At 64.0% G+C, this 25,310-nt stretch carries 25 protein-coding genes; 14 read left to right on the forward strand and 11 right to left on the reverse strand.

The window, feature by feature from the left end; genetic code table 11:
- Nucleotides 1-11: 11 nt before the first annotated feature.
- Complete coding sequence (gene folE / locus GWK63_RS12885) at nt 12-617, forward strand: GTP cyclohydrolase I FolE (protein WP_007397714.1); 606 nt, start codon at nt 12-14, stop codon at nt 615-617.
- 148 nt (nt 618-765) lie between these two features.
- Here folE and GWK63_RS12890 read toward each other — a convergent pair whose 3' ends face one another.
- Nucleotides 766-1,341 (reverse strand): DJ-1/PfpI family protein, encoded by a 576-nt coding sequence (locus GWK63_RS12890; protein ID WP_007397713.1) that lies wholly within the window; start codon nt 1,339-1,341, stop codon nt 766-768.
- Between the two features lie 25 nt (nt 1,342-1,366).
- Nucleotides 1,367-1,918 (reverse strand): molybdenum cofactor biosynthesis protein B, encoded by a 552-nt coding sequence (moaB, locus tag GWK63_RS12895; RefSeq protein ID WP_007397712.1) that lies wholly within the window; start codon nt 1,916-1,918, stop codon nt 1,367-1,369.
- A 263-nt stretch (nt 1,919-2,181) separates the two neighbouring features.
- Between moaB and GWK63_RS12900 the strand changes: the two genes are divergently transcribed.
- The 3 genes from GWK63_RS12900 (at nt 2,182) to GWK63_RS12910 (ending at nt 5,277) form a co-directional block, all read left to right on the forward strand.
- Entirely contained in the window at nt 2,182-3,660 is a 1,479-nt protein-coding gene (locus GWK63_RS12900) for a carbohydrate porin (RefSeq protein ID WP_007397710.1), read from the forward strand.
- Between the two features lie 45 nt (nt 3,661-3,705).
- Nucleotides 3,706-4,689 carry a phosphotransferase enzyme family protein gene (locus tag GWK63_RS12905; protein ID WP_007397709.1) on the forward strand — a complete coding sequence of 328 codons (984 nt, stop codon included), beginning with the start codon at nt 3,706-3,708 and terminating at the stop codon, nt 4,687-4,689.
- 405 nt (nt 4,690-5,094) lie between these two features.
- Nucleotides 5,095-5,277: a hypothetical protein gene (locus GWK63_RS12910; protein WP_034933611.1), complete on the forward strand. Its 183-nt coding sequence runs from the start codon at nt 5,095-5,097 to the stop codon at nt 5,275-5,277.
- A 58-nt stretch (nt 5,278-5,335) separates the two neighbouring features.
- Here GWK63_RS12910 and GWK63_RS12915 read toward each other — a convergent pair whose 3' ends face one another.
- The 5 genes from GWK63_RS12915 to budA all read right to left on the reverse strand — a co-directional run bounded on the left by GWK63_RS12915 (nt 5,336) and on the right by budA (nt 12,280).
- Entirely contained in the window at nt 5,336-5,767 is a 432-nt protein-coding gene (locus GWK63_RS12915) for an NUDIX domain-containing protein (RefSeq protein ID WP_039998662.1), read from the reverse strand.
- A 190-nt stretch (nt 5,768-5,957) separates the two neighbouring features.
- Nucleotides 5,958-7,652, reverse strand: a complete 1,695-nt coding sequence (locus GWK63_RS12920) for an alpha-keto acid decarboxylase family protein (RefSeq protein WP_007397706.1) — start codon at nt 7,650-7,652, stop codon at nt 5,958-5,960.
- 129 nt (nt 7,653-7,781) lie between these two features.
- Complete coding sequence (gene dld, locus GWK63_RS12925; protein WP_039998661.1) at nt 7,782-9,515, reverse strand: D-lactate dehydrogenase; 1,734 nt, start codon at nt 9,513-9,515, stop codon at nt 7,782-7,784.
- 193 nt (nt 9,516-9,708) lie between these two features.
- Nucleotides 9,709-11,400: an acetolactate synthase AlsS gene (gene alsS, locus GWK63_RS12930; protein ID WP_007397704.1), complete on the reverse strand. Its 1,692-nt coding sequence runs from the start codon at nt 11,398-11,400 to the stop codon at nt 9,709-9,711.
- A 76-nt stretch (nt 11,401-11,476) separates the two neighbouring features.
- Nucleotides 11,477-12,280 carry an acetolactate decarboxylase gene (budA, locus tag GWK63_RS12935; protein ID WP_007397703.1) on the reverse strand — a complete coding sequence of 268 codons (804 nt, stop codon included), beginning with the start codon at nt 12,278-12,280 and terminating at the stop codon, nt 11,477-11,479.
- A gap of 225 nt (nt 12,281-12,505) precedes the next feature.
- Here budA and GWK63_RS12940 point away from each other — a divergent pair, with 225 nt between their 5' ends.
- On the forward strand, nt 12,506-12,907 hold the full coding sequence (locus GWK63_RS12940; RefSeq protein WP_007397701.1) for a hypothetical protein: 402 nt from the start codon (nt 12,506-12,508) through the stop codon (nt 12,905-12,907).
- 78 nt (nt 12,908-12,985) lie between these two features.
- Here GWK63_RS12940 and GWK63_RS12945 read toward each other — a convergent pair whose 3' ends face one another.
- A complete protein-coding gene (locus tag GWK63_RS12945; protein WP_007397700.1) occupies nt 12,986-13,315 on the reverse strand; it encodes a chaperone modulator CbpM in 330 nt (109 codons plus the stop codon).
- Nucleotides 13,312-14,253 carry a DnaJ C-terminal domain-containing protein gene (locus GWK63_RS12950; protein WP_007397699.1) on the reverse strand — a complete coding sequence of 314 codons (942 nt, stop codon included), beginning with the start codon at nt 14,251-14,253 and terminating at the stop codon, nt 13,312-13,314. Before GWK63_RS12950 ends, GWK63_RS12945 begins: the two co-directional genes overlap by 4 nt.
- 277 nt (nt 14,254-14,530) lie before the next feature.
- Here GWK63_RS12950 and GWK63_RS12955 point away from each other — a divergent pair, with 277 nt between their 5' ends.
- Together GWK63_RS12955 and GWK63_RS12960 are read left to right on the forward strand one after the other, a co-directional pair.
- The gene (locus GWK63_RS12955; protein ID WP_034933626.1) at nt 14,531-16,297 is read left to right on the forward strand and encodes a Na+/H+ antiporter; all 1,767 of its coding nucleotides are present in this window, start codon (nt 14,531-14,533) and stop codon (nt 16,295-16,297) included.
- Nucleotides 16,298-16,360: 63 nt separating this feature from the next.
- Nucleotides 16,361-16,717, forward strand: a complete 357-nt coding sequence (locus GWK63_RS12960; RefSeq protein WP_007397696.1) for a hypothetical protein — start codon at nt 16,361-16,363, stop codon at nt 16,715-16,717.
- A 130-nt stretch (nt 16,718-16,847) separates the two neighbouring features.
- Here GWK63_RS12960 and GWK63_RS12965 read toward each other — a convergent pair whose 3' ends face one another.
- Nucleotides 16,848-17,846 (reverse strand): aldo/keto reductase, encoded by a 999-nt coding sequence (locus GWK63_RS12965; RefSeq protein WP_007397695.1) that lies wholly within the window; start codon nt 17,844-17,846, stop codon nt 16,848-16,850.
- 255 nt (nt 17,847-18,101) lie between these two features.
- Here GWK63_RS12965 and GWK63_RS12970 point away from each other — a divergent pair, with 255 nt between their 5' ends.
- The gene (locus GWK63_RS12970) at nt 18,102-18,995 is read left to right on the forward strand and encodes a DUF2272 domain-containing protein (protein ID WP_007397694.1); all 894 of its coding nucleotides are present in this window, start codon (nt 18,102-18,104) and stop codon (nt 18,993-18,995) included.
- A gap of 30 nt (nt 18,996-19,025) precedes the next feature.
- On the opposite strand, the gene GWK63_RS12975 is transcribed toward GWK63_RS12970, so the two are convergent.
- The gene (locus GWK63_RS12975; RefSeq protein ID WP_034933630.1) at nt 19,026-19,436 is read right to left on the reverse strand and encodes a rhodanese-like domain-containing protein; all 411 of its coding nucleotides are present in this window, start codon (nt 19,434-19,436) and stop codon (nt 19,026-19,028) included.
- A 136-nt stretch (nt 19,437-19,572) separates the two neighbouring features.
- Between GWK63_RS12975 and GWK63_RS12980 the strand changes: the two genes are divergently transcribed.
- The 6 genes from GWK63_RS12980 (at nt 19,573) to GWK63_RS13005 (ending at nt 25,269) form a co-directional block, all read left to right on the forward strand.
- Nucleotides 19,573-20,595 carry a cysteine synthase A gene (locus GWK63_RS12980; protein WP_007397692.1) on the forward strand — a complete coding sequence of 341 codons (1,023 nt, stop codon included), beginning with the start codon at nt 19,573-19,575 and terminating at the stop codon, nt 20,593-20,595.
- An 81-nt stretch (nt 20,596-20,676) separates the two neighbouring features.
- Nucleotides 20,677-21,396: a response regulator gene (locus GWK63_RS12985; RefSeq protein WP_007397691.1), complete on the forward strand. Its 720-nt coding sequence runs from the start codon at nt 20,677-20,679 to the stop codon at nt 21,394-21,396.
- 7 nt (nt 21,397-21,403) lie between these two features.
- Nucleotides 21,404-23,002, forward strand: coding sequence for an ATP-binding protein (locus GWK63_RS12990; protein WP_007397690.1), 1,599 nt, complete (start codon nt 21,404-21,406; stop codon nt 23,000-23,002).
- Nucleotides 23,003-23,042: 40 nt separating this feature from the next.
- Nucleotides 23,043-23,519, forward strand: coding sequence for an OsmC family protein (locus tag GWK63_RS12995; protein WP_039998660.1), 477 nt, complete (start codon nt 23,043-23,045; stop codon nt 23,517-23,519).
- A gap of 39 nt (nt 23,520-23,558) precedes the next feature.
- Nucleotides 23,559-24,137, forward strand: coding sequence for a YqaA family protein (locus tag GWK63_RS13000; RefSeq protein WP_007397687.1), 579 nt, complete (start codon nt 23,559-23,561; stop codon nt 24,135-24,137).
- Between the two features lie 145 nt (nt 24,138-24,282).
- Nucleotides 24,283-25,269, forward strand: coding sequence for an SDR family oxidoreductase (locus tag GWK63_RS13005; protein WP_034933646.1), 987 nt, complete (start codon nt 24,283-24,285; stop codon nt 25,267-25,269).
- The last annotated feature ends 41 nt before the right edge of the window (nt 25,270-25,310 follow it).

The following is a 25,310-nucleotide window of genomic DNA, read 5'->3' on the forward strand; positions in this document are numbered from 1 at the left end:
GAACCTACAGCATGACCCCCATTGATACCCGCCCCACCCGCGCGGAAGCCGAAGACGCCGTGCGGACCCTGCTGCGCTGGGCTGGCGAAGACCCCGGCCGGGAAGGCCTGCTTGATACGCCCGCGCGCGTGGTCAAGTCTTATGACGAATTCTTCTGCGGCTATGCGGAAGACCCGGCCGAGATGCTGCGCCGTACCTTCTCGGAAGTGGCGGATTATGACGAGATGGTCCTGCTGCGCGACATCCGCCTGGAAAGCCACTGCGAACACCACATGGTGCCCATCATTGGCGTGGCGCATGTGGCCTACCTGCCGCGCAGGCGGGTTGTGGGCATTTCCAAGCTGGCCCGCGTGGTGGACGCCTATGCGCGTCGTTTCCAGATCCAGGAACGACTGACGGCACAGATTGCCAATACCATCAATGAAGAACTGCAACCCTATGGCGTAGGCGTGGTGATCGAGGCCGCCCACCAGTGCATGACCACGCGCGGCGTGCACCGCCCCGGTGTGTCCATGGTGACCAGCCGCATGCTGGGCACGTTCCGCACCAATTCCGACACGCGGCGGGAATTCCTGTCAATCCTGAACCGCCCGGCCATGAACAGCACCGGACTCTGAACGCGGCAGGCCAGCGGACGTCAGGCAGCCAGCAGCAGGTTCCTGGTAAAGATTTTTGCAAAAAGCTTTAAAAATGCAGCCTTTTAAAAAAGGCTGCACCCAGAGACTTTTATCTCCTTTATCAGGCCAGTTGTTTTGAAATGACTTTCTACAGCGCGATCCTGGCCCCCAGCACGGCAATGAACTGCGCCAGCCATGCCGGGTGCGCGGGCCATGCGGGCGCGGTGACCAGCGTGCCATCGGTCACAGCCGCATCAAGTGCGATATCCGCATAGACGCCCCCGGCCAGTTCCACATCCGGACGACAGGCGGGATAGGCCGAAACCCGGCGCCCTTCAATGACGCGGGCGGCGGCCAGCAACTGCCCGGCATGGCAGATCGCGGCCAGCGGGCGGTGGGCAAAGGCGCGGACCAGTTCAATCACGCGCGGATCAAGCCGCAGATATTCCGGTGCCCGGCCACCGGGCAGGATCAGGCCCGCGTAATCGGCGTAATTGATGGTGTCAAAATCCGCGTTGAGCACAAAACGGTGGCCCGGTTTCTCGCTATAGGTCTGCGCCCCCTCAAAATCATGGATGGCGGTCAGGACATGCTCGCCCTTTCCGCGGCCGGGGCAGACCGTGTCCACCCGGTAGCCCAGCATGGTCAGGGCCTGGTACGGCACCATAATCTCGTAATCTTCCACATAATCGCCTGCCAGCAGCAGAAGCCGGGGTGCGCTCATCTGTCCATATCCTTACCGTTATTGGTCAGTCATGTGCGGCGGGGGGAAGGTGCTCGCGCAGGCGGGGCATGAGTTCGACAAAGTTGCAGGGCACATGGCGGCTGTCGAGCTGCCAGACCAGAATATCATCCCACCCGTCCTTCACCGCGCCGGTCGAGCCGGGCAGGGCAAAAAGGTAGGTCCCGTCCGCCACCCCCGCCAGGGCACGGGACTGGATGGTGGAGGTACCGATCTTCTGGTACGACAGCATGCGGAACAGTTCGCCAAAACCCTCGATCCGCTTCTCGATCACCTGTCCGAACGCTTCCGGCGTGATGTCCCGTCCCGTCACCCCGGTGCCACCGGTGGAAATGACCACATCCACCTGGCTATCCGCAATCCAGCCCGACAGGGTGGCGACAAGGCGCGGCACGTCATCGGGCACGATGGCGCGGGCGGCCACGATGTGACCTGCCGCCGTTATGCGCGCGGCCAGTATATCACCGGACCTGTCCGTTTCCGGCGTGCGGGTGTCGGACACCGTGAGCACGGCAATGCGCACGGGCAGGAAGGGCTTTTTCATATCAAGGCGTGACATGAGGCCATGTTCACCATTCCCGCGCCGTGGCGTCAACGGTTGCCTTCGGGCCGGTGCGGCATGGTGTGGCGCATGCCCGCGGAATGAGTAATACAGGAGAACAAACACGAAATTCTGATGTATTTGTGCATTGCACAAAAAATTATGCCAAGGAATAGTAGCACTCTACATAAATCTATTGATATAACAAAAAAAACCTCTTTACCATTATTTTACAAAACATTAGTTTTTATATAAATTTCCGTCCAAGGTTTATAATCAACATGAAATATGCTATCGATACGCGAATGACCAGACCATTCCCCCGCCTTTTTGTATCGCTCCCCCTGTTTTTTCTTGCACTTTTCGCTCTGTGCGAAAGCGCATCGGCCCAGGCCATTCCCGGCGAAGGACAGGGGGTTGTCGGCGCGCAGCCCAGCCTGAATGTCAATTCACGCCGTAATGTCAGCGTGAATGATCCCGGTTCGTTTTTCAGCGCACCCTACGGCAACCAGCATTTTTTTGGTGACTGGGCCGGGCTGCAGCCTTTCCTGCTCAAACACGGCGTGCATATCGAAGCCGACGTGCATGAAGAACTGGCAGGCAATTTTCGCGGTGGTGCCAAGCAGGGCGTGACCGATGCGGGTCAGGTTGGCGTGGAAATCGACATCGACTGGCACAAGCTGGCGGGCGCTCCCAAGAACTTCTGGACCCATACCATGATCGTGAACGGTCATGGCCGGAACGCCAGCACGGATTACATCCACGATTCCCTTGCCGGCGTGCAGCAGATCTACGGTGCCCGTGGTAACGTGGTCGCGCATCTGGTGTACATGTATGCCGAGCAGTCCCTGTTCCATAACCGGCTGGACATCAGTGCCGGGTGGATTCCGGTGGGCAGCTTCTTTGCCGCCTCCCCCCTGTTCTGTGACTTCATGAACGTGTCGATCTGCGGCAACCCCGCACCGGGGAAATACGTGCCGGGCGGGCGTGACTGGCCTTCGGGCAACCTGGGCGTGGTGATGCGCGTCATGCCCACGGTCGATACCTACATCATGGCCAGCATGTTTGCCGTATCGCCCCATTCCTATAACGGCGGCATTTCCGGCTGGTCATGGGCACAGAGCGGCCTTGGCAAGTTCTCCACCCCGGTGGAAATCGGCTGGCTGCCCGAATTCGGCCGCAACCATCTGGCCGGTCATTACAAGGCGGGTTACGGCTACGACAATTCCCAGTACAATGACCTGTATTCGGACATCAACGGCAACTCCGCCGTACTGACGGGCCAGCCCTTCCGCAAGCAGTCCGGCGTCAGCACCGCCTGGTTCCAGGCCGACCAGATGATCATGCGCAATGGCGCGGGACCGACCAACGGGCTGATCCTGCTGGCGGGCTACATGTATACGTCGGGCAAGGTCTCGGCCATGAAGGACCATACCTGGGCCGGCATTGTGGAGACCGGTGCGAAATGGGGCCGCCCGCTGGATACTGTGGGTGCCATGTTCCATTATTATGAAATGAGCCGTGCTTCCATCCTGCAGCAGGAATCCTCGGTACTGGCCGGGACCCCCTTCCTGAACAACCAGTGGGGCAAGGTGTGGGGCATCCAGACGCATGAGAACGTGTACGAAGTGTTCTACAACATCCATACCGCACGCGGCATGAGCTTCCAGCCGGACTTCCAGTACATCAACCGCCCCGGCGGCACCACCACCTACCATGATGCGGCGGTCATGGGCCTGCAGTTCAACTGCATCCTGTAATCCACCCTTCATCCGGGCGGGCTTCCACGATATGGGAGGCGGATCATGACCGATCACGCTTCCCTGCACCATCTGGCCCGCCAGGCACTGGCCGCCTACCCGCTGCATGATGCGCGGTGCCATCTGCTTTCAATTTCCGAAAACGTGATTTTCCGTATCGATACCCCGGATGGTGCGCGCCATGCACTGCGCCTGCACCGGCCGGGATATCATGACAGGGCTGAAATCAGCAGCGAACTGGCATGGCTGGATGCACTACGTGCAACCGGGCTGGAAGTGCCGCATCCGGTGGCGGGCCTTGATGGCGCATGCATCCGCACCCTGCCCGGCCCCGATGGCCAGCCCCGCCATGCCGTGCTGTTTGCATGGATGGAGGGCACCGAACCCACAACCGATATTGACCCGGTCGCCTTCAACCGGCTGGGGCATATTACAGCCCGCCTGCACGCGCAGAGCCGGACATGGGTCCGCCCCGCGGGCTTTACCCGCAAGGCATGGATACCCGCCACCATGACCGGCCCCCGTGCCTTATGGGGCCAGTGGCAGGCCGCCCCCGGCGTCAACGCGGCCGCGTGCGACCTGATCACGCACTGTCTGGAGCGCATTGATGCTGAACTGGCGGCCTATGGTACGCCGCCGCACCGCTTCGGGCTGATCCATGCCGATTTGCGGCTGGCCAACCTGCTGGTCAGCGGGTCGCATACCCGCCTGATCGATTTTGACGACTGCGGGCTGAGCTGGTTCATGCAGGATCTGGCGGCGGCGCTGAGCTTTCATGAAGAGCATCCGCAGGTGCCGCGCTGGGTTGACCACTGGCTGGCGGGCTACGCCACCTGCGCGCAGGTCAGCGCCGCGGAGCTGAACATCCTGCCTGCCCTTGTCATCCAGCGTCGCATCCAGCTTCTGGCATGGACCGGTACCCACCGGCATACACGCCAGGTCAGCAGCCTGGGACCGGACTGGCTGGCACGCACGCTGGACTTATGCCGCGCATGGGACAGGGGGCAACTGCTGCGCGACGTAGGCTGACCGGCAGCCCGCTTCGATTCGGAACGAAGCGGTTGCGGGCGTATGGCCCCCATCCGCAGACAACCTGTTGCCAGAAAGTGATAAACCCCTTCAGGGCAGTCCTTTTTCATAAAAAACCGCGTCCCGCACACTCTTTGCGGCGCGGTCCATTAGATAATTTTTTAATTTTTCCACCGCCCTGATGCGCGCAGGTTACTTTTTGGAAAGTTTTTGCGCGTAACGGCACGGAAGGGATCCGGTTTAATGAGGTAAATTAAATGTGATAATTAGAATCGGTTTTACGGACAGGCTATGGCTTTTATGCCTCAATGCTGACATGTATGAAGTTTAGGTAATGTGTCGTTCGGTTAACAACCCGAGTCACCGGAGCGAACCCTGTCCTTGGCACATAACGGAAAAACAGCAATGACCCCTGCAGTTGAGACGATTGCCAGCCCCGCCACGTCACCCGCTGTGGCTGCTGGCCTGCCACTGGTGACTGACGACATTCCGACCCGGTCCCAGACCACGCGGATGATCTATTCCCGTCATCGCCGGGCGCTGCGTGATTATGCCCGCACCCTCAGCACCCCGACCGAGCCGTCCTGACCTGCCTATCTGGCCCGGAACCGGCCGGACCGGCCACGACAAAAATCAAACTTTGACATTATTCCGCTGCTTTTCCGGTCTGACGCACCTGTAGCGCCGCGATTGCCTGCCGGGTCGGGACTGTCAACTGGTCGGGCAGTTCATCAAAGGCATACCATCGCGGGCCTTCATGCTTTTCCGGCTCCATCAGGGTCGGCTCGCCCTGCCATGATGTGACCAGGTAGACCGGGGCAATCCAGTGATGCCCGCCTATCGCGTCCATCTGCTCCACCAGACACAGCAGGTCATGCGCCTGTATGGTGATGCCAAGCTCTTCTTGAATTTCGCGCTCCGTCGCATGGGCCGTTGTCTCGTACGGCTCAACCTTGCCGCCGGGCAGTCCCCAGCAGCCCGCTTCGGGTGCCCGCAGGCGGCGCAGCAGCAGGATCCGTCCCTCACGGTCGATGATGGCGGCACCACAGCCCACGCGCGGGCCGGTCATGTCGGTCATGTTCGCATCCTTTTCCTGACTCCGTGCTCCATACAGCACGGGGGTGCCCGACGGCACCCCCGCATTCCCTGTCTCAGGGACTGTTCATAAAAAAGCCTCTGGTGAAGCTTTCTTCAAAAAGCTTCGGAGAATGCCGCCTTTTTCAAAAAAGGCGGCGTCCGAAAACTTTCATTATTTATCAAACAGCCTCTTAGCGCGCGGCAGGCGGCCGGGCATTGGCCGTTGCCACGCGCCGCCCCCACGAGATCAGGTCGCTGGTGCAGTCATCACGGTCAATCACGCATTCGATCAGGGTCGGCCCTTCCCGATTCGCCACGGCTGCGGCAATGGCCTTTTCCATTTCGGCGCCCGTGGTGGCCCGGAACCCCTTGCCGTGGCCGTCTTCCGCGTTGAACACGCTCATCAGCCCCGCATAATCCCAGTTCTTGACGTTATTGTACGGCCCGTCATGAATCTGCACTTCAATGGTGTAGCCACGGTTGTTGATCAGGAAGATGATCACCGGCAGCTTGAGCCGCACCATCTGGGCCACTTCCTGCGCCGTCAGCTGGAACGAACCGTCGCCCACCATGGTCACGATCCGGCGCTCCGGCTCGGCCACGGCGTAGCCAAAGGTGGCGGGTACGGACCAGCCGATATGGCCCCACTGCATTTCCAGCTCCACGCGGGCACCCCGTGGCAGCTTCATCTGCATGACGTTGAACCAGGAATCCCCCGTCTCGGCCAGGACCGTGGTGTTCGATGTCAGCAGGTTCTGGATCTGGCGTGCCATCTCGGCCCGCACCAGTGGCGCATCCGGGCTGGCTACGGCTGCGGGCGCGTGCGGCGCGCTGATGCGGCGGTACTCGACCAGCGTCGCATCCTTTCTGGGCTGGCCCTTCACCCGTTCGATCAGCGCATCAATCACGTCGCGCAGATGGATGCCATCAAAAGCCTTGCCACCGGCTGCAATATGCCGCCCGTCCAGCAGGGCCACGTTGTCCCCCTTGGGCCATGCGGTCCAGCCAACGGTGGAATAATCATTGAAGACCGGGGTCAGGCACAGCACACCGTCCGACCAGTCGAATATCTGCTGCGCCTTGGGGCTGCTGACATCGCCCCAGTAGGTGCCGATATAGGCCGGGTGGTCCTCGGGGAAGAAGCTCTTGGCCGCTGCCATGGTGGCCACGGCGCAGCCCAGCGCGTCCGCCAGGCGGATGGCGGCGTCCTCACACCCTGCGGCACGCAGGCGGCTGCCCAGCAGTAGCATCGGCTTCTTGCGCGCGCCAATGAAGCTGGCCAGTTCGTCCACCGCCAGCTTCAGCGTCTGGGCATCGGACGGCGCATCGGCCAGGATCGCGCCAACCGGGCCGGGACGCGGGCAGGGCTGGGCGGAAACATTGCAGGCAATCTCGATATAGGCGGGCTTCTTTTCCCGCAATGCCGTACGGATGGCGTGGTCGATCAGCACCGGCGCGTCGTCTGCCGACGTGATGGACACCGCCGCACAGGTCAGGCGTTTTGCAATTTCAAGCTGGTAGCCGTAATCCGGCGTGCCGATGGTGTGGTGCAGGATATGCCCGCTGCCGTGGTCGTTGGAATTGGGCGCGCCCGAGATCAGGATGACCGGCAGGTTTTCCGCATAGGCACCGCCAATGGCATTGAGCGCGGACAGCGCGCCGACGCTGAACGTCACCACGGCGGCACCCGCCCCATTGGCGCGCGCATAGCCTTCGGCGCTGAAGCCGCAGTTGAGTTCGTTGCAGCAGTAGACCTGCCGCAGGCCCTCGATTTCCAGAAGCTGGTCCAGCAGGACAAGGTTGTAATCGCCCGCGACCGCGAAATGATCCTTCAGCCCGATCTGTGCCAGGCGTTCACCAAGATAATGGCCAACAGTATACGTCATTATTTCGACTTTCCTTCCCTTGTGTGGTGGCGCCCGCGCGCCCTCCCCCCATGGGGGGACCACATGGACGGCCCGTATCCGGGCCGTCATGCCGAAAGGACAGGAGGCCTGCCGGTAAACCCGGCAGCGTCAGCCTACACTTTCGGCAATCCAGTTCCGGCGCTTGGTGGCCTGCCCAATGCCCGGATTGAAACAGTTGCACGGATCAAGCTGGCGGTAATGGGCCAGCACGTCATCGGGTGCGGCATAGAGATGACCGAAATTATGCTCCGCCGGGTAACGCGCGCCACGTTTGTCCAGCCCCGGCAGCATGCGGTGTTCCAGCGCCATGCAGTCATAGCCTTTGCGGACCACATAATCCTGATGCATCACATGGCACAGGAAATGGCCGTAATACAGCTTGACGATGATCTCGTCCTCGATGTCCTTCGGCAGCACCTCGAACCAGTCCTGGTCGTTACGGCGCAGGGCCACGTCCAGCGCCACGATGTTCTCGGTCGTGTCGGTGTGCACGTTACGGTAGCGCACGGCGGCGCCAGCGGCGGCAAAGCGGTGCAGGAAGGCCTTTGATCCCTCATCGGGGGTGCATTCGAAGAAATCCCCCTCATGCGTCGCGAAGTGGCTTTTCAGGAACTCACGCGCTTCCTGTGCACCCGACGCGCTGACCTTGAGCATGAGATGGTGCTCGAAACGGTCACGATAATCGCGCATGCGTGCGGGCAGGTGCCTGGGGAAGAAATGGCTCATGAACTGCATGAACCGGTCACTGAAATGCCTGGGCAGGAAGCCGATCCTGTCCGCCAGCCGGTCGAACGCATTCTTCATGGCGAACAGGGCGGGCAGGCGCCGGGTGCCGATCATGCGGATGATGACGAACGTGTCCTTGCCGTATTTCTCCGCGATGTTGAACGCATCACGGTGCAGGTATTCACCCGCGATCGGCAGTTCCTTGAAGGATGACAGGATATGGCGGCGCACATCTTCCAGCACATCGGTCTTGTTGGTGCCGATATAGAAGACGACGGGGTTCTTTTCCGCCTCGAACGTATCCAGGCGGACCGCGAACAGCCCGAGCTTGCCCGCGCAGCCCGCCCCTTCGTGCAGGCGACGCAGGTCGGCATTGTAGCGGGCCGGGGTATCGGCATTCACGTCGCGCACATGGGTGGCATAATCATCATCATGCCCGCGACCGGCATTCCAGTTGATGCTGGCGTCAGGGAAGTTGCCGGCTTCCACCTGCGTGAGGATCGCCTCGGGATCGGAACCGAGCTCGATGCCCAGATGGTTGACCAGTTGCAGTTCGCCCCTGTCCGAAACCTGTGCGAACAGCGCCATGTCGGTATAGGCCGGACCACGGCGCACCAGCGCGCCGCCCGAATTGTTGCTGACCCCGCCAAACACCGACGCCCCGATGCATGAGGAGCCGATAACCGAATGCGGTTCCCGCCCGATGGGGGCCAGCATGCCCTCCAGCTGGTCCAGGGTCGCACCGGGCAGGCAGACAACCTGCCTGCCGCCACCGATCAGGTGGATCGTGCGCATGCGCATGCTGTGCACGATCACGATATCGCGGTCATACGTATCGCCATCAGGCGTGGAACCGCCGGTCAGCCCGGTATTGGCCGCCTGCATGATCACGATCACGCCCGCCTTCACGCAGGCCTGCAGTACGCGCCACTGTTCCACCAGCGAGCCGGGCATGACCACCGCCAGCGCACGCCCCTCACCAAAACGGAAGCCACGGCGATAGGGCAGGGTCGCCCCGTCCTCGGTCAGCACATGGTGGTTGCCCACGATGTGCCGGAGTTCCGTAACCAGTTGTGCGCCCGCAGTAGATGACATGTCCTGTGCCGCTTTCAGCATTCTGTTGTTTATCGGTTCCATTCACGGACAACCCGACCATCCAGATGGCCCTATTTCCGAAATGGTCTGTTGTAATCTGGCATGTTTCGCATCGGACGACGTGCGCATAAAATGCCGATGTCACATGTCCAAACGGAACGGCCCACCAGCCGGTCAGGGCATGGCGGGCCGTTTTCATCACGCCAGGGCTGGTTTACGCCGCCGCCGAGGTCTCGCCAAGGCTGGCCAGCGGCTTCATGAGCAGGTGATTCTGGGAATAGTCGACCGGCACCGAGATCACGACCGGGCCCTCGACCTCCATGGCTTCACGCAGCGCGCCCGCCACGCCGTCGGCGGAATGGACGGCAATGCCATGCGCACCGCAGGAACGGGCGAACATGGCGAAGTCGATCGGCCCGAAATCCACACCCGAACCACGGCCGTATTTCTTCTTCTCCTGCATCTCGACCATGTTGTAGGCCTGATCGACCCAGACCATGTGGATGAGGTTGCATTTCAGCCGCACCGCCGTTTCCAGTTCCATGCACGACATCATGAAGCCGCCGTCACCGGAAATGGAGATGACCTTCTGCGCCGGGTTGACCAGGCTTGCGGCAATGCCCCACGGCAGGCCGACGCCCATGGTCTGCTGGCCGTTGCTGATCAGCATCTGGCGCGCGCGGAAGGACAGCAGGTAACGCGCCAGCCAGATGTGGAAGGTGCCCATGTCCAGGCACATCGTGACATCGGGAGTGACGAACTGCTCCAGCTCGCGCACGATCTGCAGCGGGTGCACCGCCGTGTTGGACGTGCTGCGCGCGCCCGACAGCGCGGACAGGCGGGTGGCGTGGTACTGGCTCAGGATTTCCTCAAGCTGCGGGGCACGCGGCAGCTTGCCGGCCTGGGCCGCAAGCGCGCGGACGGATGCCGCGATATCGCCAATCAGTTCCACCGCCGGGTCGTAATGCGTGTCCAGTTCGGCGGGCACCACATCGACATGCACGATCTTGCGGCCGTTATCGACGTTCCACAGCCACGGATCATATTCGATGGGGTTGTAGCCGATCGAGATCACCAGATCCGCCTCATGCAGCAGCTGGTCGCCCGGCTGGTTGCGGAACAGGCCCACACGGCCGCCAAAGCGGTCGGACAGTTCCTGCGAGACCGCGCCCGCCGCCTGGTAGGTGCCGATGACCGGCACGCCGGTCGTGGCCACCAGCGCGCGCACCGCGTCCGACACTTCGGGGCGGCTGGCCAGCAGCCCCAGCAGGATGACGGGGCGCTGCGCCTTGCGGATCAGGCCCAGCGCCTCGGTCACGGCCTCGGCCGGGGCGGCACCCGGTCCGGGCTGGGCGCGGCCCGCCAGCACCTTGCCTTCCGCCGGCATGGACAGGATATCCATGGGCGTGCTGACAAAGGCGGCACCGGGGCGGCCGCTTTCGGCAAAGCGCAGGGCGTTGGCAATCGCTTCGGATACGGCGGCGGGGGACGTGATTTCCGCGCTGTATTTGGTGATCGGCTGGAACAGGGCAACCGTGTCCATGCTCTGGTGGGTCAGCTTCAGCCGGTCGGCCAGCTTGACCGCGCCACCAATGGCCAGCACCGGGTCCCCTTCGGAATTGGCGGTGGCAAGCCCGGTCACGAAATTCGACGCACCGGGGCCGGAGGTTGCAATGGCAACACCCGCCTTGCCGGTCAGGCGGCCGATGCCACCGGCAATGAAGGCGGCATTCTGCTCGTGACGGGTCACCACCGTCTCGATCGGGCTGTCCACCAGGGCGTCGAACAGGCGGTCCACCTTGGCGCCCGGAATACCGAACACATGGGTGGTGCCGTGTGCCACCAGGTTGCGGACGATCATGTCCGCCCCGCACTCCGGCGCGGCGGATTTGGTCTTGTCAGTCATGTTTCAGGTGTCCTGAACGGTTGGCGCCGCAGCCGGTGGCCGGGCGGGCGGTTGGTCAGGCGGGAAGGGAAGACCCTCAGCCGCCCTCGGCCACGCGAATGGCCTCATGAATGTTTTCGGGGGACAGGTTGGCACGCGCGAACTGCTCGGTACGCGGAAGCTGGATTTCCACATCCGAGATCACGCCGACCTCCAGCCTGCCACGCAGCACGCCATAATCAGTCACATGGCCGCCACGGCGCCCGTCCTCGGTCAGGAAGTGCAGGTGGTAGCCCGCCACGTTCACGCCCTGCATGTAGCCCGGCGTACGGAAGCCCAGCATGGTGCCGGTGGCGGCGCCAAGCTGCATGGTGGGCTGACGGGCCACCACTTCCAGCATGGGGGGGTAGGGCTTGCACTGGCAGAACACGGTACGCGTCTCGACCCGTTCGAACATGCCGGTAAACCGCACGGCGGCGAACAGGTTGGGATTGTTGACCAGACGGTCGACAATCGCCTCGAAGCCTTCCTTGTCCTGCGCGGTGTCGATCATGTATTCCTTCTCCGGGTTGAAGAAGGTGACGCAGGCGAACGGGGTCCTGAGATCGCCCGGCACGCGGCCCGCCTGCCCGTCGGCACGGAACTGGTGGATCACGCTGTCATTGACGATCATCTCGCCATCCAGGCCGTTGAACGTACCCAGTCCGAAATTGCCGTGCATCAGCAGTTCATCAAGCGTGGTCTCGCCATCATAGACCGCGTCCAGCAACGCGGCCATGGTGGATGTCTGGTACAGGCGGTTCATGCGTGGGCGCACGCCAGTCGAATCCGCAGCGCTGGACCGGGTGTCGACATCCCCTACCGAGTAGCATTTCAGCTTCACGACCTCAGTCTCCTGCATCGGGTGGCGATGGCCTTGGCCGCACCGTCTCACCCGCTTATTTGTGATTGCAGGCCGATGGTGCGGCAGCGGTGTCCGTACGTCCAATATATATTAAGGCGTATTTCCATATTGAAAATATATGGAATCAACCCCCATCAGGACAGGCGTGCAGGGCTGGTGCTTGCCCTCGGGCGCACGGGACTGCCATTGTGCCCACCACACGACAATTCAGGATGACCGGATATGAAACCATTCCACATGGCGCTTGCCGCCATCAGCCTGGGCGGGCTTGTCGCGGGCAGCAGCGCCGCCCGTGCCGAAAGCGACCCGAAGCCACCCTACGGCCCCGGCGCCTATACCGGCGCATGGACGGCGCTTGGCCTGAAGCCCGTCACCATTACCGCCAACAAGGCCCTTGGCCCCGCAGCCCGGCTTTACCTGCAGCTGCCGGATTCACTGGGCAAGATCACCGGCCTGACCGGGCGGACCATCGAACTGAAGGTACAGGACGGGACATCGCTGCGCTCGGTCAATGACAGCCCGCGCACCGTCTTCCGCCTGACTTCCCCCAACGCCGCCGACCTGCAGATGCAGGGCGAGAAGCCGGGCCAGAAGCTGGACCTGCCCCTCAGCCGCGCGGACTGAACACGCACGACGCGCCGGCCAGCCGGCATGAAGGGCATGGTACGGTCATGCGCGCCATGCCCCTTCCCGTCGGGCGGCTCAGTCGTGCATGCTGGCCAGCAGGGCGCGCACCCGGCTGCGCAGTTCGTTCTCACGCGGCACGCTGATCGCCTCCCGCAGGCGGCGCATCTGGCGGCGGGCGGCGTAAAGCTGGTCCAGCAGCGAGAGGACAACGGGCATCCCTTCGTCATTGACGCCCATGTCCTCGCGCAGTTCACGGATCAGCCGGGCCCGCGCCTCGTCAATCTCGCGGAACAGGTAGTGTCCGCGCGTGCCCTCGGGCCGAAGCCATTCACTGTCGATCCAGCCCTGCACGTCCTCCACCGGCACGTTGCCGATGCGGATGCACAGGGTCTCGAGCGTGATCATGCCTTCTTCCCCCCCTGCTCCGTGGTGGCGCCCGGGGTCCAGTCCTTCAGGAAGGCCTCAAGCGCCGGGTCCACGGTGCCAATGGTCACCACCAGCCTGACATACAGGTTGCCCGCCTCATGCTTGCCATGGGCCTTGACCCCGCGCCCGCGCAGGCGCAGCACGCTGCCACTGTCGGAATGGGGCGGGACATTCATCTTGACCGAGCCGGCCGGCGTGGGAATGGTTATGCTGCCACCCAGCACCGCCGTCTTCAGGTCCACCGGCAGCGACATGCGGATGTCATTGCCCTCGCGGGTATAGGTCTCGTCCGGCGCCACGGTAATGGTGATCAGCGCGTCACCCGCCGGGCCGCCCTGATGGCCGGGATCACCCTTGCCACGCAGGCGCATGACCTGATCGTTCTCGATACCCGGCGGAATCTTTACATCCAGCTGCGCGCCGCCGGGCAGCGTGATGCGCGAGGTGCCCCCATTGACGGATTCAAGGAAGCTCACGGTCAGCGCGTACTGCCGGTCGGCCCCCTTCTGCGGCCCCTGCGGCCGGCGGCGGAAGCCACCGCCAAAACCCGCGCCGCCGCCGCCCTGACCGAACATGGTGCCGAAGATGTCGCCCAGGTCATCTTCCGAAAACTGGCCGCCACCGTAATTGAAACCCTGCGGCCCCTCGGCATGGTCACGGTAACCGTGCCCGCCGCCATAGAACCCCTTTTCCTGCCCGCTGGCGTCGATCTCGCCCCGGTCATAGCGGGCGCGCTGCGCCTCGTCGGACAGCAGGGCGTTGGCGGCACCCACGGCCTTGAAATTCTCCTCCGCCACCTTGTCACCCGGGTTGAGGTCGGGATGGTACTTCTTGGCCAGCTTGCGGTAGGCCTTGCGTATCTCATCCTGACTGGCCGTGCGCTTCAGGCCGAGTACTTCGTATGGATCCTTGCTCACTTGAAAATCGTTCCTCCGTCAGGAATGGCCGGCCCGCTCTTGCCATGCCCGCCCTGCCCTTAACACCATGAATACGGCCCGGTGGCCACTCTTTCCTCAATAATGGGAAGTGGGAAGGGCAGGGTCAATGAAGGGGCCTGAAATCTTCAGCCCACGCATGGCAGGCAGGTGGAAATAACAAAACGGAGACTTCGGAATAACATTTTTTGTATTTTTATTTGATTGGAAAATGAAGTATTCCCCCAAATCAATAGAAATACAAAAAGACACATTCCTGATGCATGCCGTTTTCATCACCCTTGCATTACTGACCGTAACGGGAATCAGCAGCCTGATCTCCCGCATTGGGCGCATTCCCGTGCCGCTGCCGCTGATCCAGATCGGCGTGGGGGCGATCGCGGCCCTGGCGGGGCTGGATATCGGCTTTGACCCCGACATGTTCCTGCTGCTGTTCATCCCGCCACTGCTCTATGCCGATGCCTACCGCATGCCGATGCGCGAGTTTGGCGAACTGCGCAACGTCATCATCATGATGGCGCTGGGGCTGGTGGTCTTTACCACGCTGGCATGCGGGTATTTCATCCACTGGCTGATCCCGCCCATCATGCTGCCCGCGGCCTTCGCGCTGGCCGCCGTCATGTCGCCCACCGATGCGGTCTCGGTCGGCAGCATGATCGAGGGCGGGCGGGCCCCCGCGCGCGTGGTGCACATCCTGCATGGCGAAGCGCTGCTGAACGACGCATCGGGGCTGGTGTGCTTCAAATTCGCGGTAGCGGCGGCCATGACGGGGCTGTTCTCGTTCCAGCAGGCGCTGGGCAGCTTCATCTTCATGTCGGCGGGCGGCATCGTGATCGGCATCCTCTGCGCGTGGGCGGCATGCCGGGCGGAGCATGTGCTGCTGACGCGCGGCTATGACGACCCGCCCACCCAGATCATCCTGGCCATGATGCTGCCCTTCGGCATCTACCTGATCGCGGACGCGGTGGAGTGCTCGGGCATCCTGGCCGCCGTGGCGGGCGGCATGACCGTGAAGTTCACCGGGGTGATGCACGAGGCCCGCACCGAAACCCGCCTCAAGGCCACCACCGTGTGGGACATGGTGAACTTCACCTTCAATGCCGTGATCTTCCTGCTACTGGGGCTGCAATTGCCGCAGCTGGTCAGCGGGGGGGCGGCGATCGCACGGGCGGGCGGGATTTCGCCATGGTTCCTGATCCTGGCAATTCTGGGCATCCAGTTCATGATGAGCCTGATCCGCTTCGTGTGGATCTGGGTCTCGATTTCCGCCCGGCGGCTGTTCGCCCGTTTCCGCCACCGCAAGACGGTCATCCCTTCCGTGCGCACCATCCTGCTCATGACGGTGGCGGGCACGCGCGGGGCGATTACGCTGGCGGCCGTGCTCTCGCTGCCGGTGGCGACACTGGCGGGGCCGGGGTTTCCGGGGCGCGACCTGCTGGTCACGCTGGCGACGGGGGTGATCATAAGCTCGCTGCTGCTGGCAAGCCTTGCCATTCCGCCCCTGCTGCACGGCATGAGCACGGGCGAGGACGATCCCTCCCTGCATGAACTGGACATGATGCGCATCGAACTGGCGCAGACCGCCATAGAGGCGCTGCATGCCGAACAGGCGGCCCTGGCGCATCAGGAAATGGAGGCCCGGCCCGGCAATGAGGAAACGCTGGACCTGAAGCAGGAAGCCGTTGCCCGCCTGCTGCACGAATACCAGGACACGGTGCACAGGCTGGACAATTCCCGCGCGGCGGAAGCCAGCATCCGCGCCGCCGCCATACGCGAAAAACGCACGGAACTGGCGCTGCGCTTCCGTATCATCCGCCATATGCGCGAACGGCTGCACATGCGGGTGGTCCAGAAGCACATCAATGACGAGACCGAATGGACCATCAACCAGGAACTGGACTTCATCGAGCAGGAACTCCAGATCGAGGCGCGCGCCCTGCCCCGTCCCGACAGTCCGCCACAGCCCGCGCCCGGCCCCGCCACCCAGTCCCGCGCCGAATGCATGGCTGAAGCTGTAACAGGCTGACACAAAGGGGCGGTGGCCCCAACATGGGCCACATGTATCCGGGCACCATGAAGGAGGATTCCCATGCCCCCCATCCGCACCCTGCTGGCCGGGCTGGGTCTGGCCATGCTCGCGGCCACCGGCGCCCAGGCCCGCTCCCACCATTTCAATGTGCCCGAGCACCGCCCTCATGCCAATTCACCCTACGGGCATGTCCGCAATTACGAGGCCACGATGGACGAACACGACCCCCGCTACGTGGCAGCCGAGCAGAAATGCGAGACAAAAGGCGCCATGGGCGCGATCACCAGCGCCAACGGGGGCAGCGCGCAGATCTCGGCCGGGGGCAGCCATGTGCAGTTCTTCAGCCAGTGCATGGTGGAACTGGGTGCCTGGCAGACCCGTTACAGCAGCACTGTGGGCGGCAGCCTGAACCAGTAGCCCCCTGCCGCGAAAACCGCCCATGCGCCGGTCCGCCCACAAGGAACCGGGGGAACACCACCTTTTTTGCAAAAAGGCGGCATCCCGAAGTTTTTTACCGTCCGCGCCGGTTCCTTTCCGGCCCATGCGTTCAGTGGCCCGGTGGCGCCATGAATTCCGGCCCGACGGGGTCAGGGATGCAGCGGGTCAGGATGGCATCGATCTCACGCCGGTCTTCCGCACTGAGCTGCCAGCCGGTGGCATCCGCCACCGCCGCGATCTGGTCCGGGCGGCGCGCGCCCCACAGGGCAATGGTCGGCCCCTGGTCCAGCACCCAGCGAATCGCCAGCGCCAGCAGCGACTTGCCATGCCGTTCGCGCGCGAAGTCCTGCAGTTCCCGCACCGCCTGCAGGTAATGCGCAAAGCGGGGCGGCTGGAATTTGGGGTCGGCGCTGCGCAGGTCATCGGGGCCGAATTTCGTCTCCGCCGTCATCTTGCCCGACAGCAGCCCCCGGCACAGCGGCCCGTAGGCCAGGATGGCCAGGTCGTGCTGGCGGGCATAGGGCAGGATGTCGTGCTCCATCGCGCGTTCGAACAGGTTGTAGGGCGGCTGCACGGTGGACAGGGGGGCGAATTCCCGGAACGCCTCCATCTGCGCGATGGTGAAGTTGCTTACCCCCAGCGCCAGCACCTTGCCCTCACGCACCAGGTCTTCCAGCGTGCGGGCGGTTTCCTCCATCGGGATGGCGGAATCGGGCCAGTGCACCTGATACAGGTCGATGTAATCGGTGCGCAGGCGGCGCAGTGAATCCTCGATTTCCCGGCGGATGCGTGCCGCAGACGTATTGCGGAAAGGCTTGTGGTCCGCATTCCAGTCCAGCCCGACCTTGGTGGCAATCGCCACCCTGTCGCGCCGGCCGGCCACGGCCTGGCCCACGATTTCCTCCGAATGGCCAAAACCGTACACGGGCGCCGTATCGATCAGCGTGATGCCAAGATCCAGCGCTTCATGAATGGTGGCAACGGCCTGCCGGTCATCCGGCCCGCCCCACATCCACCCGCCAATGGCCCATGTGCCAAGGGCGATACGCGAGACGGGATGCCGGAGGCCACGGATGGTGGTGGTTTCCGTAACGGATGGCTGTGTCATGACTTCTCCCCTTAATTTCGTAACCGGTACGCGGGCATGGTGCGGGCCACGCCGGGGGACATGCTGCCACGCCCCGCGCGCATGACCACCCGCGCTGGCCTGGCTGCTGGCCTGCATGCGGCTCAACCCCCGCCCTCCAACACAAACCCCGTGCAGGCGTTGCGTTTTTTCTGCCCGAACCGGGCGCCGCCCCCTTCCTTACGGCCGGTACGCGCCGTATGGAGGGAACACGCCGCCTGCAATGGAGTGCCGATTTTGCGCAAGATAGCCCTTCTCGTTCCCCTGGCCTGCCTTGCCGCCTGTGCCCACGGGCCGGACAACCATGCATCCCGCGCCACCACCCCGGTGGCGCAGTACGCCACGGGGGCGGGGCCGCTGGCAGTCAACACCCATGTGCCGGATTTCGCCACCCGTAATTACGAACCCTTTACCCGGCAGGATGTCGTGGCCATAGCGCTGCGCGAATGGCGGCTGTTCGGCCAGCCGGTCAATGATGACGACCCTGAACTGCGCCTTGAGCCCACCACCCCCGTAACCAAGCCCGAGCGCACACCCGGCCTGTGGCAGCGCGTGGGGGAATACTGGTGGATCGGTCAGGACCCGCAGGAGAGCGAGTCCTCGTGGGACGGCAAGCATGACGCGGATGGCCACATAACCGATTTTGTCCATGATGGCCGCTATGCGTGGTCGGCGGCGTTCATTTCCTATGTCATGCGGGTGGCCGGGGCGAATGACCGCTTTGCCTATTCCCCCAACCACGCCACCTATATCAATGCCGCGGCAAGCGGGCAGGAAAAGGGGGTAAAGGCACGCAATCCCGCCCGGTACGCGCCAAAGCTGGGTGACCTGATCTGCGTGGGGCGCGGGGCCAGCAAGGCCGTGCGCTTCCGTGACCTGCCAACGGCGCAGGGCTTTCCCGCCCATTGCGGCTTCGTGGTGGCCGGCCCGCATGATGATGCGCCTTTCGGCCACGAAATCAGCATCATCGGCGGCAACATAGATGACGCGGTGGCCCTGACCCATGTGCCGGTGGGGCTGGACGGGCGCCTGTCCGACCGCAGGGGCAACAGCCTGGATTCCCGCTATCCGTGGTGCGCGGTGCTCCAGGTGCGCTACGATGCGGACAGTGAACCGCAGACGGACCGCTAGCCGCCCGCGGGGCATTCCCACACGCTGGCGTCAGCCGCGCGTGCAGGGCAGCCCGGATGCCTGCCAGCCCGCCAGCCTGCCCCGGCCACCGGCGGCATCCGGCGGGCCTTCAAACCCGTCAGCCACATTGAAGACGTTGTGATAGCCCGCGTCATAGGCCGCGTGTGCCGCGGCCATGCTGCGCGCGCCGGAGCGGCAGATGAAATAGACCTCATCCGTCTTGCCAATGCCCGCCTGCTCCAGCGTCTTCACGAAATCGGGGTTGACCTGGCCCGCCGGCGGCAGCTGCCAGCTGTCCAGCACCAGCGCCCTGCCCGCACCCGACAGGTCGGGCACGCCGATATGTTCCCATTCCATGGGGGTACGCACATCAACCAGCCAGGCATTGGGGCGGCTGCTGACGGCCTCCCATGTGGCGGTGGGCGAAATATCGTCAATCATCACTGGTTCCTTTCATCGGGAAAACCGGTTTAGGGATATGCCAAGCAATGCGCATTCCTGATAGTAGGGAATGCAACACACCCGGCATGGCCCCATGCCGCCTACTTCTGATCCAGACCAGCGAAGGTGCTGCCTTATGGCCGAAAGTGCAAATCCCGCCTCCTCCCTCTCACCGGACATGCCGGCCGCGATCGGCCATACGCCCCTGATCCGCCTGCGACGGGCATCGGAAGCAACGGGATGCGATATCTACGGCAAGGCGGAATTCATGAACCCCGGCGGCTCGGTCAAGGACCGCGCGGCGCTTGCCATCATCGACGACGCCGAGCGGCGGGGCACGCTCAGGCCCGGCGGCACGATCGTGGAAGGCACGGCGGGCAATACCGGAATCGGCCTGACACTGGTGGCCAATGCACGCGGCTACCGCTCCATCATCGTCATGCCCGAGACCCAGAGCCAGGAGAAGATCGACTTCCTGCGCATGATCGGCGCGGACCTGCGCCTGGTGCCGGCAAAGCCCTTCCGTGATCCGGGCAACTACGTGCATGTCTCGCGCCGTCTGGCGGAAGAGACGGGCGGCGTATGGGCCAACCAGTTCGACAACACCGCCAACCGCGAAGGCCACCGCCACACCACCGCCCCCGAAATCTGGGAACAGACGGGCGGGAAAATCGATGCCTTCACCTGTTCATGCGGCACGGGCGGGACGCTGGCGGGCGTGACACTGGGGCTGGAGGATGCAGCCTGCGGGGCCGGTGTCGCCCGCCCGCGCATCGTGCTGGCCGATCCGGAAGGGTCGGGCCTGTATGGCTGGGTCAAGTCGGGCGACCTGTCGGTCAGCGGGTCCTCCATCACCGAAGGCATCGGACAGTCCCGCGTGACCGGCAATCTGGAGGGGCTGCATTTCGATGATGCCGTGCGCATCCCCGATGCGGAGGCGCTGGAGCAGATCTACAGCCTGCTGATTGACGAAGGGCTGTCCGTTGGCGGGTCGGCGGGCATCAACATTGCCGCCGCCATCCGGGTTGCCCGCGCCATGGGGCCGGGGCACCGCATTGTCACCATCCTGTGCGATGGCGGGGCGCGCTATCAGTCCAAGCTGTTCAACCCCGCCTTCCTGCGGGAACGGAACCTGCCGGTTCCCCGCTGGCTGGCCTGACGCCACACGCCGGATGCGACCGGATTGCAACGGAGTGAAACACCTGCTGTTTCACGCCGTGCAGTGGTGTAGAGTGGTGGAATGAACCCACTGCCGCATATCCTGATCATTGATGATGACCGTGAGATCCGTGACCTGCTGGCACGGTTCCTGGAACGCAACGAATTGCGGGTCACCACGGCGCGTGACGGACACGAAGCCCGCCGCCGCTGGTCGGAAGGGCATTACCAGCTGGTCATCCTTGACCTCATGCTGCCCGGCGAGAGCGGGCTGGACATCTCGCGCTGGCTGCGCACGCAGGCCAACGTACCCATCGTGATGCTGACCGCGATGGGCGATGACACGGACCGGATCATCGGCCTGGAGCTGGGGGCGGATGATTACGTGCCCAAACCCTTCAACCCGCGTGAACTTCTGGCGCGCATCCGCGCCGTGCTGCGCCGGGCCAGCGACACGCCCGACCCGCGCAGCGTGCCGGTGCTGCATACGCTGCGCTTCGCGGGGTGGATGCTCGATACCGGGCGGCGGCGGCTGCTCAACCCCGACGGGGTCGAGGTCCCGCTGACCGGCGGCGAATACGACCTGCTGCTGGCCCTTCTGGAACGTGCGAACCGCGTGATGACGCGCGACATGCTGTTCGACCTGCTGCGCGGACGGCAGGCCGGCCCCTTCGACCGTGCGATCGACGTGGCGATAAGCCGCCTGCGCCGCAAGCTGGAAGATAACGGGCGCAATGCCCAGCTGATCAAGACCGTACGTGGCGGTGGCTATGTACTGGCGGCGGAAGTCGAGCGTCTCTGAGCGCACCATGCCCTCCGAATCCCGGCCCTCCTTCCTGTTCACGCCCGCCCCGCAGGCAGCCGAGGCCCCACCGGGCTGGTGGCAGCGCCTGATGCGGCGCCTGCTGCCCCAGTCCCTGGCGGCGCGTACCACGCTGCTGCTCATGGGGGGGCTGGGCGTGATACAGGTGGTCGGGCTGACCATCCATGCCATGGACCGCTTCGACTTTGACCAGCGCATGATCCATGAACAGGCCCGCAGCAAGGTTTTCACCTATTACCGCGCCATTGTTGAAACCGCGCCCGAGGACCGGGCACGCGAACTGGCGGCACTGCATCTGCCCGAAGGGGTCAGCATTACCCTGACCCCCGGCCCCGAACCCGACATGGTCAATGGCCTGGCGCTTGCCCCCCATCCCCAGCCCCACATGCACGGCCCCGATGACTGGAATGGCCGCCCGAACGGGGGCATGGGCGGCGGATTCGGCCCCGAGGGACACCACTTTGGCGAAGAGGGCGGCCCCGGCCCCAGGGGCTTCCGCTGGGGGGGCAGGCCCGGTGGACCGGACGGCCCCGGCGAGGGCGATGGCGGCATGGGGCCACTGCCCCAGTCGCTGCGGCCCGAGCAGGTCATGGTCTCACCCGGTACGGGGCGGCACCGCACGGTCGCCTTCCTGCTGCCCGATGAACGGCGCTGGGTCACGATCCATTACATCCTGCCCCGGCCCAGCCTGTTCCGTTCCCCCACCTTTCCCATAGCCTTCCTGATCATGACATGCGCGGGCGGGGTCCTGATCCTGTGGGGCGTGCGCCGGCTGATCGCCCCCGTCAGCACCCTTGCCGCCGCCGCCGAGGAACTGGGCCGCAACGTCAACGCGCCGCCCATGCCCGAAGACGGGCCGCGTGAAGTCGCCCGCGCCGCCCATGCCTTCAACACCATGGCGCACCGCATCCGCCGCTACCTGACCGATCGCACGCTCATGCTCACCGCGATCGGCCATGACCTGCGCACGCCCATCACGCGGCTGAAGCTGCGGGCGGAATTCGTCGAGGATGACGAGATGCGGGCCAGGATGCTCAGCGACCTGGATGAACTGGAGGCCATGGTGGCGGCCACACTGGCCTTTGGCCGCGATGCCTCCCAGCGTGAACCGATGGGCCAGGTCAACCTGACCGCCCTGCTGCAGACCATTGCCGATGAAACCACCGAGACCTGCCCCGCGCTGGAAGGCAAGGTCACGTTCTCGTCCGAAATGCCTGACGTGCTGGTGCGCGCCCGGCCGGTGGCGCTGAAGCGCGCATTGGGCAATCTGGTGAGCAATGCGGTCAAATATGCCGGGGGGGCCAGGATCATCCTGCTCCCCCCCCATCGTGGCGCGGGCGATGACGCGGATGAATACAGGGTCACCATCCTGATCGAGGATGAAGGCCCCGGCCTGCCGACCGAGGACCTGGAGCGCATGTTCGACCCGTTTGTCCGCGCCGAACAGAGCCGCAACCGCGAAACGGGGGGCACGGGGCTGGGACTGTCGATCTCGCGCAACATCATATGGGGACTGGGTGGCGATATCCGGCTAGGCAACCGCCATACGCATGGACTACGTGTGACTGTCACACTTGTCTGCTAAGGTCCGATTCCAGTACGGACAATTCAGGATATAGCGCTCAATGCCGGACAGAACACACCGCTATCAGGTCTCGCTTCTATGGACCGGAAACGGCGGCAACGACGGGGCTTCCCGGCAGGCCCCCCAACGCAGCTACGAACTGCACTGCCCCGGCAGGCCGGTCATCGACGGCTCGGCGGCGCCAGCCTTCCGCGGGGACGCACAGAAATGGAATCCCGAAAAACTGCTGCTTGGCGCGCTGTGCGCCGACCATCAACTCTGGTTCATCCATCTGTGCACGGCGATGGGAATCGGCATCCTTTCCTATGCCGACCATGCGGAGGCCCTTCTGGAGGAATTCGAGGATGGTTCCTTCTCCTTCACCCAGGTCATCCTGCGGCCCCACGCCGCCCTTTCCACCGCGCACGACATCCAGCAGGTGATCGACCTGCATCAGGATGCGGCCATGCGCAGCTGCATCGCGCGCTCGGTCAGCTTTCCCGTGCTGTGCGAGCCACGGGTAACAGGCGCGCAATAAGCGCTTGCCGCCAGCAGGTGACAGTGGCATTGCCCGATAATGCTTGATCGCCTGTACGCCCGCATCATTGGCCTGGCCGCCAGCCCGCATGCCGTCATCTGGCTGGCGGTCATCGCCTTTGCGGAAGCCAGCGTCTTCCCCCTGCCGCCCGACATCATGCTGGTGCCCATGGTGCTGACATGCAGGGCGCGCGCGTTCCGCCTTGCCGCCATCTGCACACTGGCCAGCGTGTGCGGGGCGGTTCTGGGGTGGTGCATCGGCGCATTCCTGCTGGAATATGCCGCCATGCCCATAGTGCGGTTCTATCATGCCGAACATACATTGCTGACATTGCAGGACCGCTTTCGCGAATGGGGCATCTGGATCATCCTAATCAAGGGGCTGACCCCCATCCCGTTCAAATTCGTCACCATCGCCAGCGGGGCCGCGCATCTGCCGCTGGTGCCGTTCCTTATGGCCTGCGCCATTACGCGCGGGGCGCGGTTCTTCCTGCTGGCCGCGCTGCTGCGCCGCTTCGGCGCGCCAATCCAGGCCTTTATCGAACGCAGGCTGCCCCTGGTGGCGGGCATGGTGGCCGTGGCCATCATTGTCGGGATCGTGGCGCTCAGATACATCTGACAGGGTTCCCGCGCCCGGAGGCGGGGCATGCGGCAGTATTCGGGCGGGACCGGGCGTGATATGACGGGTCCTGTCGTAAGTTTGTCCTGCGCGCGCCCCATGGCCCGGCAGGGCCGGGATGCCAATGGGTGGGAGAGCACAGTTCATGCCGCAGCAGGTTGCCGTCATTACCGGAGCGGGCGCGGGGATCGGCCGCGCCACCGCACGCACACTTGCCCGCGCCGGGTGCGATGTCGCCCTTGTCGGCCGCAACCGTGACCGGCTGGGGGATGCGGCGGCGGAACTGCGCGAGCTGAATGTACGCACCCATATCGTGTGCGTGGACGTGGCCGACGCCGCCGCCATGGACCAGGCGGCGGAGGACATCGAGGAAAAACTCGGCCCCATCACGCTATGGGTCAACTGTGCCGGGGCAAGCGTGACCGGACAGGTCGCAGCATTGGAAGCCGATGAGATCCGCCGCGCCACGGATGTCACCTATCTTGGCACGGTCAACGGCACGCGGGCCGCCCTGACCCGCATGCGCCGGCGTGGCCATGGCACGATTGTCAACCTGGACCGGCTGGCCAGCCTGCGGCCGCCGCCACTGCAGGCGGTGGAAAATGGCGCCCGCGCGGCAGTCCGGGCCTTTTCCGAAAGCATCCGCCCCGAAATCCTGCATGATGGCGACCGGATCCATATCGCGCTGGTGCACCTGCCCGCCATCAACACCCCCCGCTTTTCATGGACGCGCAACCATACCGGCAAGCGCCTGAAACCGACGGGGCCGGTCTACGAGCCTGAAATCGCGGCCGAAGCCATCTGCCGCGCCGCCTTCAGCCAGCAGGGTGACATCTGGGTTGGCCTGTCTGGCGTACGCAACTGGATGCTGGCCACCTTCCTGCCCGGCCTGTCGGATAGCTGGCTGGCGGGCAGGGGCTATGCACGGCAGATGGAAAAGACGCCGGTTGAGGGGAATGAACCCGATGACCTGTACGAAACCGTACCCGGTGCCTATGCCGCCCACGGCCGCTTTGACATGGTCACACGCAAGGCCATGCCGCTGCTGCTGACCACACGCCATGCCCAGCTTGCCACGCTGATGGGGTTCGTGGGCGTGCTCCTGCTGGCGCTGCGCCGCAGGCGGGGATAACCCCGCGGCGACAGGCCCGGACCGGCCCTGCCGGTTGCCCA

The organism is Komagataeibacter rhaeticus, assembly GCF_011611525.1.
GTDB lineage: Bacteria > Pseudomonadota > Alphaproteobacteria > Acetobacterales > Acetobacteraceae > Komagataeibacter > Komagataeibacter rhaeticus.

What these genes read in the sequence shown, in the direction of transcription:
- folE (WP_007397714.1), top strand. Translation starts at nt 12, where the DNA reads ATGACCCCCATTGATACCCGCCCCACCCGCGCGGAAGCCGAAGACGCC.
- budA (WP_007397703.1), bottom strand. Translation starts at nt 12,280, where the DNA reads ATGCAGGAGACTGAGGTCGTGAAGCTGAAATGCTACTCGGTAGGGGAT.
- moaB (WP_007397712.1), bottom strand. Translation starts at nt 1,918, where the DNA reads ATGTCACGCCTTGATATGAAAAAGCCCTTCCTGCCCGTGCGCATTGCC.
- GWK63_RS12980 (WP_007397692.1), top strand. Translation starts at nt 19,573, where the DNA reads ATGGCCGAAAGTGCAAATCCCGCCTCCTCCCTCTCACCGGACATGCCG.
- GWK63_RS12965 (WP_007397695.1), bottom strand. Translation starts at nt 17,846, where the DNA reads ATGACACAGCCATCCGTTACGGAAACCACCACCATCCGTGGCCTCCGG.
- GWK63_RS12915 (WP_039998662.1), bottom strand. Translation starts at nt 5,767, where the DNA reads ATGACCGACATGACCGGCCCGCGCGTGGGCTGTGGTGCCGCCATCATC.
- GWK63_RS12995 (WP_039998660.1), top strand. Translation starts at nt 23,043, where the DNA reads ATGCCGGACAGAACACACCGCTATCAGGTCTCGCTTCTATGGACCGGA.
- GWK63_RS13000 (WP_007397687.1), top strand. Translation starts at nt 23,559, where the DNA reads ATGCTTGATCGCCTGTACGCCCGCATCATTGGCCTGGCCGCCAGCCCG.
- GWK63_RS12945 (WP_007397700.1), bottom strand. Translation starts at nt 13,315, where the DNA reads ATGATCACGCTCGAGACCCTGTGCATCCGCATCGGCAACGTGCCGGTG.
- GWK63_RS12985 (WP_007397691.1), top strand. Translation starts at nt 20,677, where the DNA reads ATGAACCCACTGCCGCATATCCTGATCATTGATGATGACCGTGAGATC.
- GWK63_RS12960 (WP_007397696.1), top strand. Translation starts at nt 16,361, where the DNA reads ATGCCCCCCATCCGCACCCTGCTGGCCGGGCTGGGTCTGGCCATGCTC.
- GWK63_RS12955 (WP_034933626.1), top strand. Translation starts at nt 14,531, where the DNA reads ATGCATGCCGTTTTCATCACCCTTGCATTACTGACCGTAACGGGAATC.
- dld (WP_039998661.1), bottom strand. Translation starts at nt 9,515, where the DNA reads ATGCTGAAAGCGGCACAGGACATGTCATCTACTGCGGGCGCACAACTG.
- alsS (WP_007397704.1), bottom strand. Translation starts at nt 11,400, where the DNA reads ATGACTGACAAGACCAAATCCGCCGCGCCGGAGTGCGGGGCGGACATG.
- GWK63_RS12905 (WP_007397709.1), top strand. Translation starts at nt 3,706, where the DNA reads ATGACCGATCACGCTTCCCTGCACCATCTGGCCCGCCAGGCACTGGCC.
- GWK63_RS12920 (WP_007397706.1), bottom strand. Translation starts at nt 7,652, where the DNA reads ATGACGTATACTGTTGGCCATTATCTTGGTGAACGCCTGGCACAGATC.
- GWK63_RS12940 (WP_007397701.1), top strand. Translation starts at nt 12,506, where the DNA reads ATGAAACCATTCCACATGGCGCTTGCCGCCATCAGCCTGGGCGGGCTT.
- GWK63_RS12975 (WP_034933630.1), bottom strand. Translation starts at nt 19,436, where the DNA reads ATGATTGACGATATTTCGCCCACCGCCACATGGGAGGCCGTCAGCAGC.
- GWK63_RS12910 (WP_034933611.1), top strand. Translation starts at nt 5,095, where the DNA reads ATGACCCCTGCAGTTGAGACGATTGCCAGCCCCGCCACGTCACCCGCT.
- GWK63_RS12900 (WP_007397710.1), top strand. Translation starts at nt 2,182, where the DNA reads ATGAAATATGCTATCGATACGCGAATGACCAGACCATTCCCCCGCCTT.
- GWK63_RS13005 (WP_034933646.1), top strand. Translation starts at nt 24,283, where the DNA reads ATGCCGCAGCAGGTTGCCGTCATTACCGGAGCGGGCGCGGGGATCGGC.
- GWK63_RS12890 (WP_007397713.1), bottom strand. Translation starts at nt 1,341, where the DNA reads ATGAGCGCACCCCGGCTTCTGCTGCTGGCAGGCGATTATGTGGAAGAT.
- GWK63_RS12990 (WP_007397690.1), top strand. Translation starts at nt 21,404, where the DNA reads ATGCCCTCCGAATCCCGGCCCTCCTTCCTGTTCACGCCCGCCCCGCAG.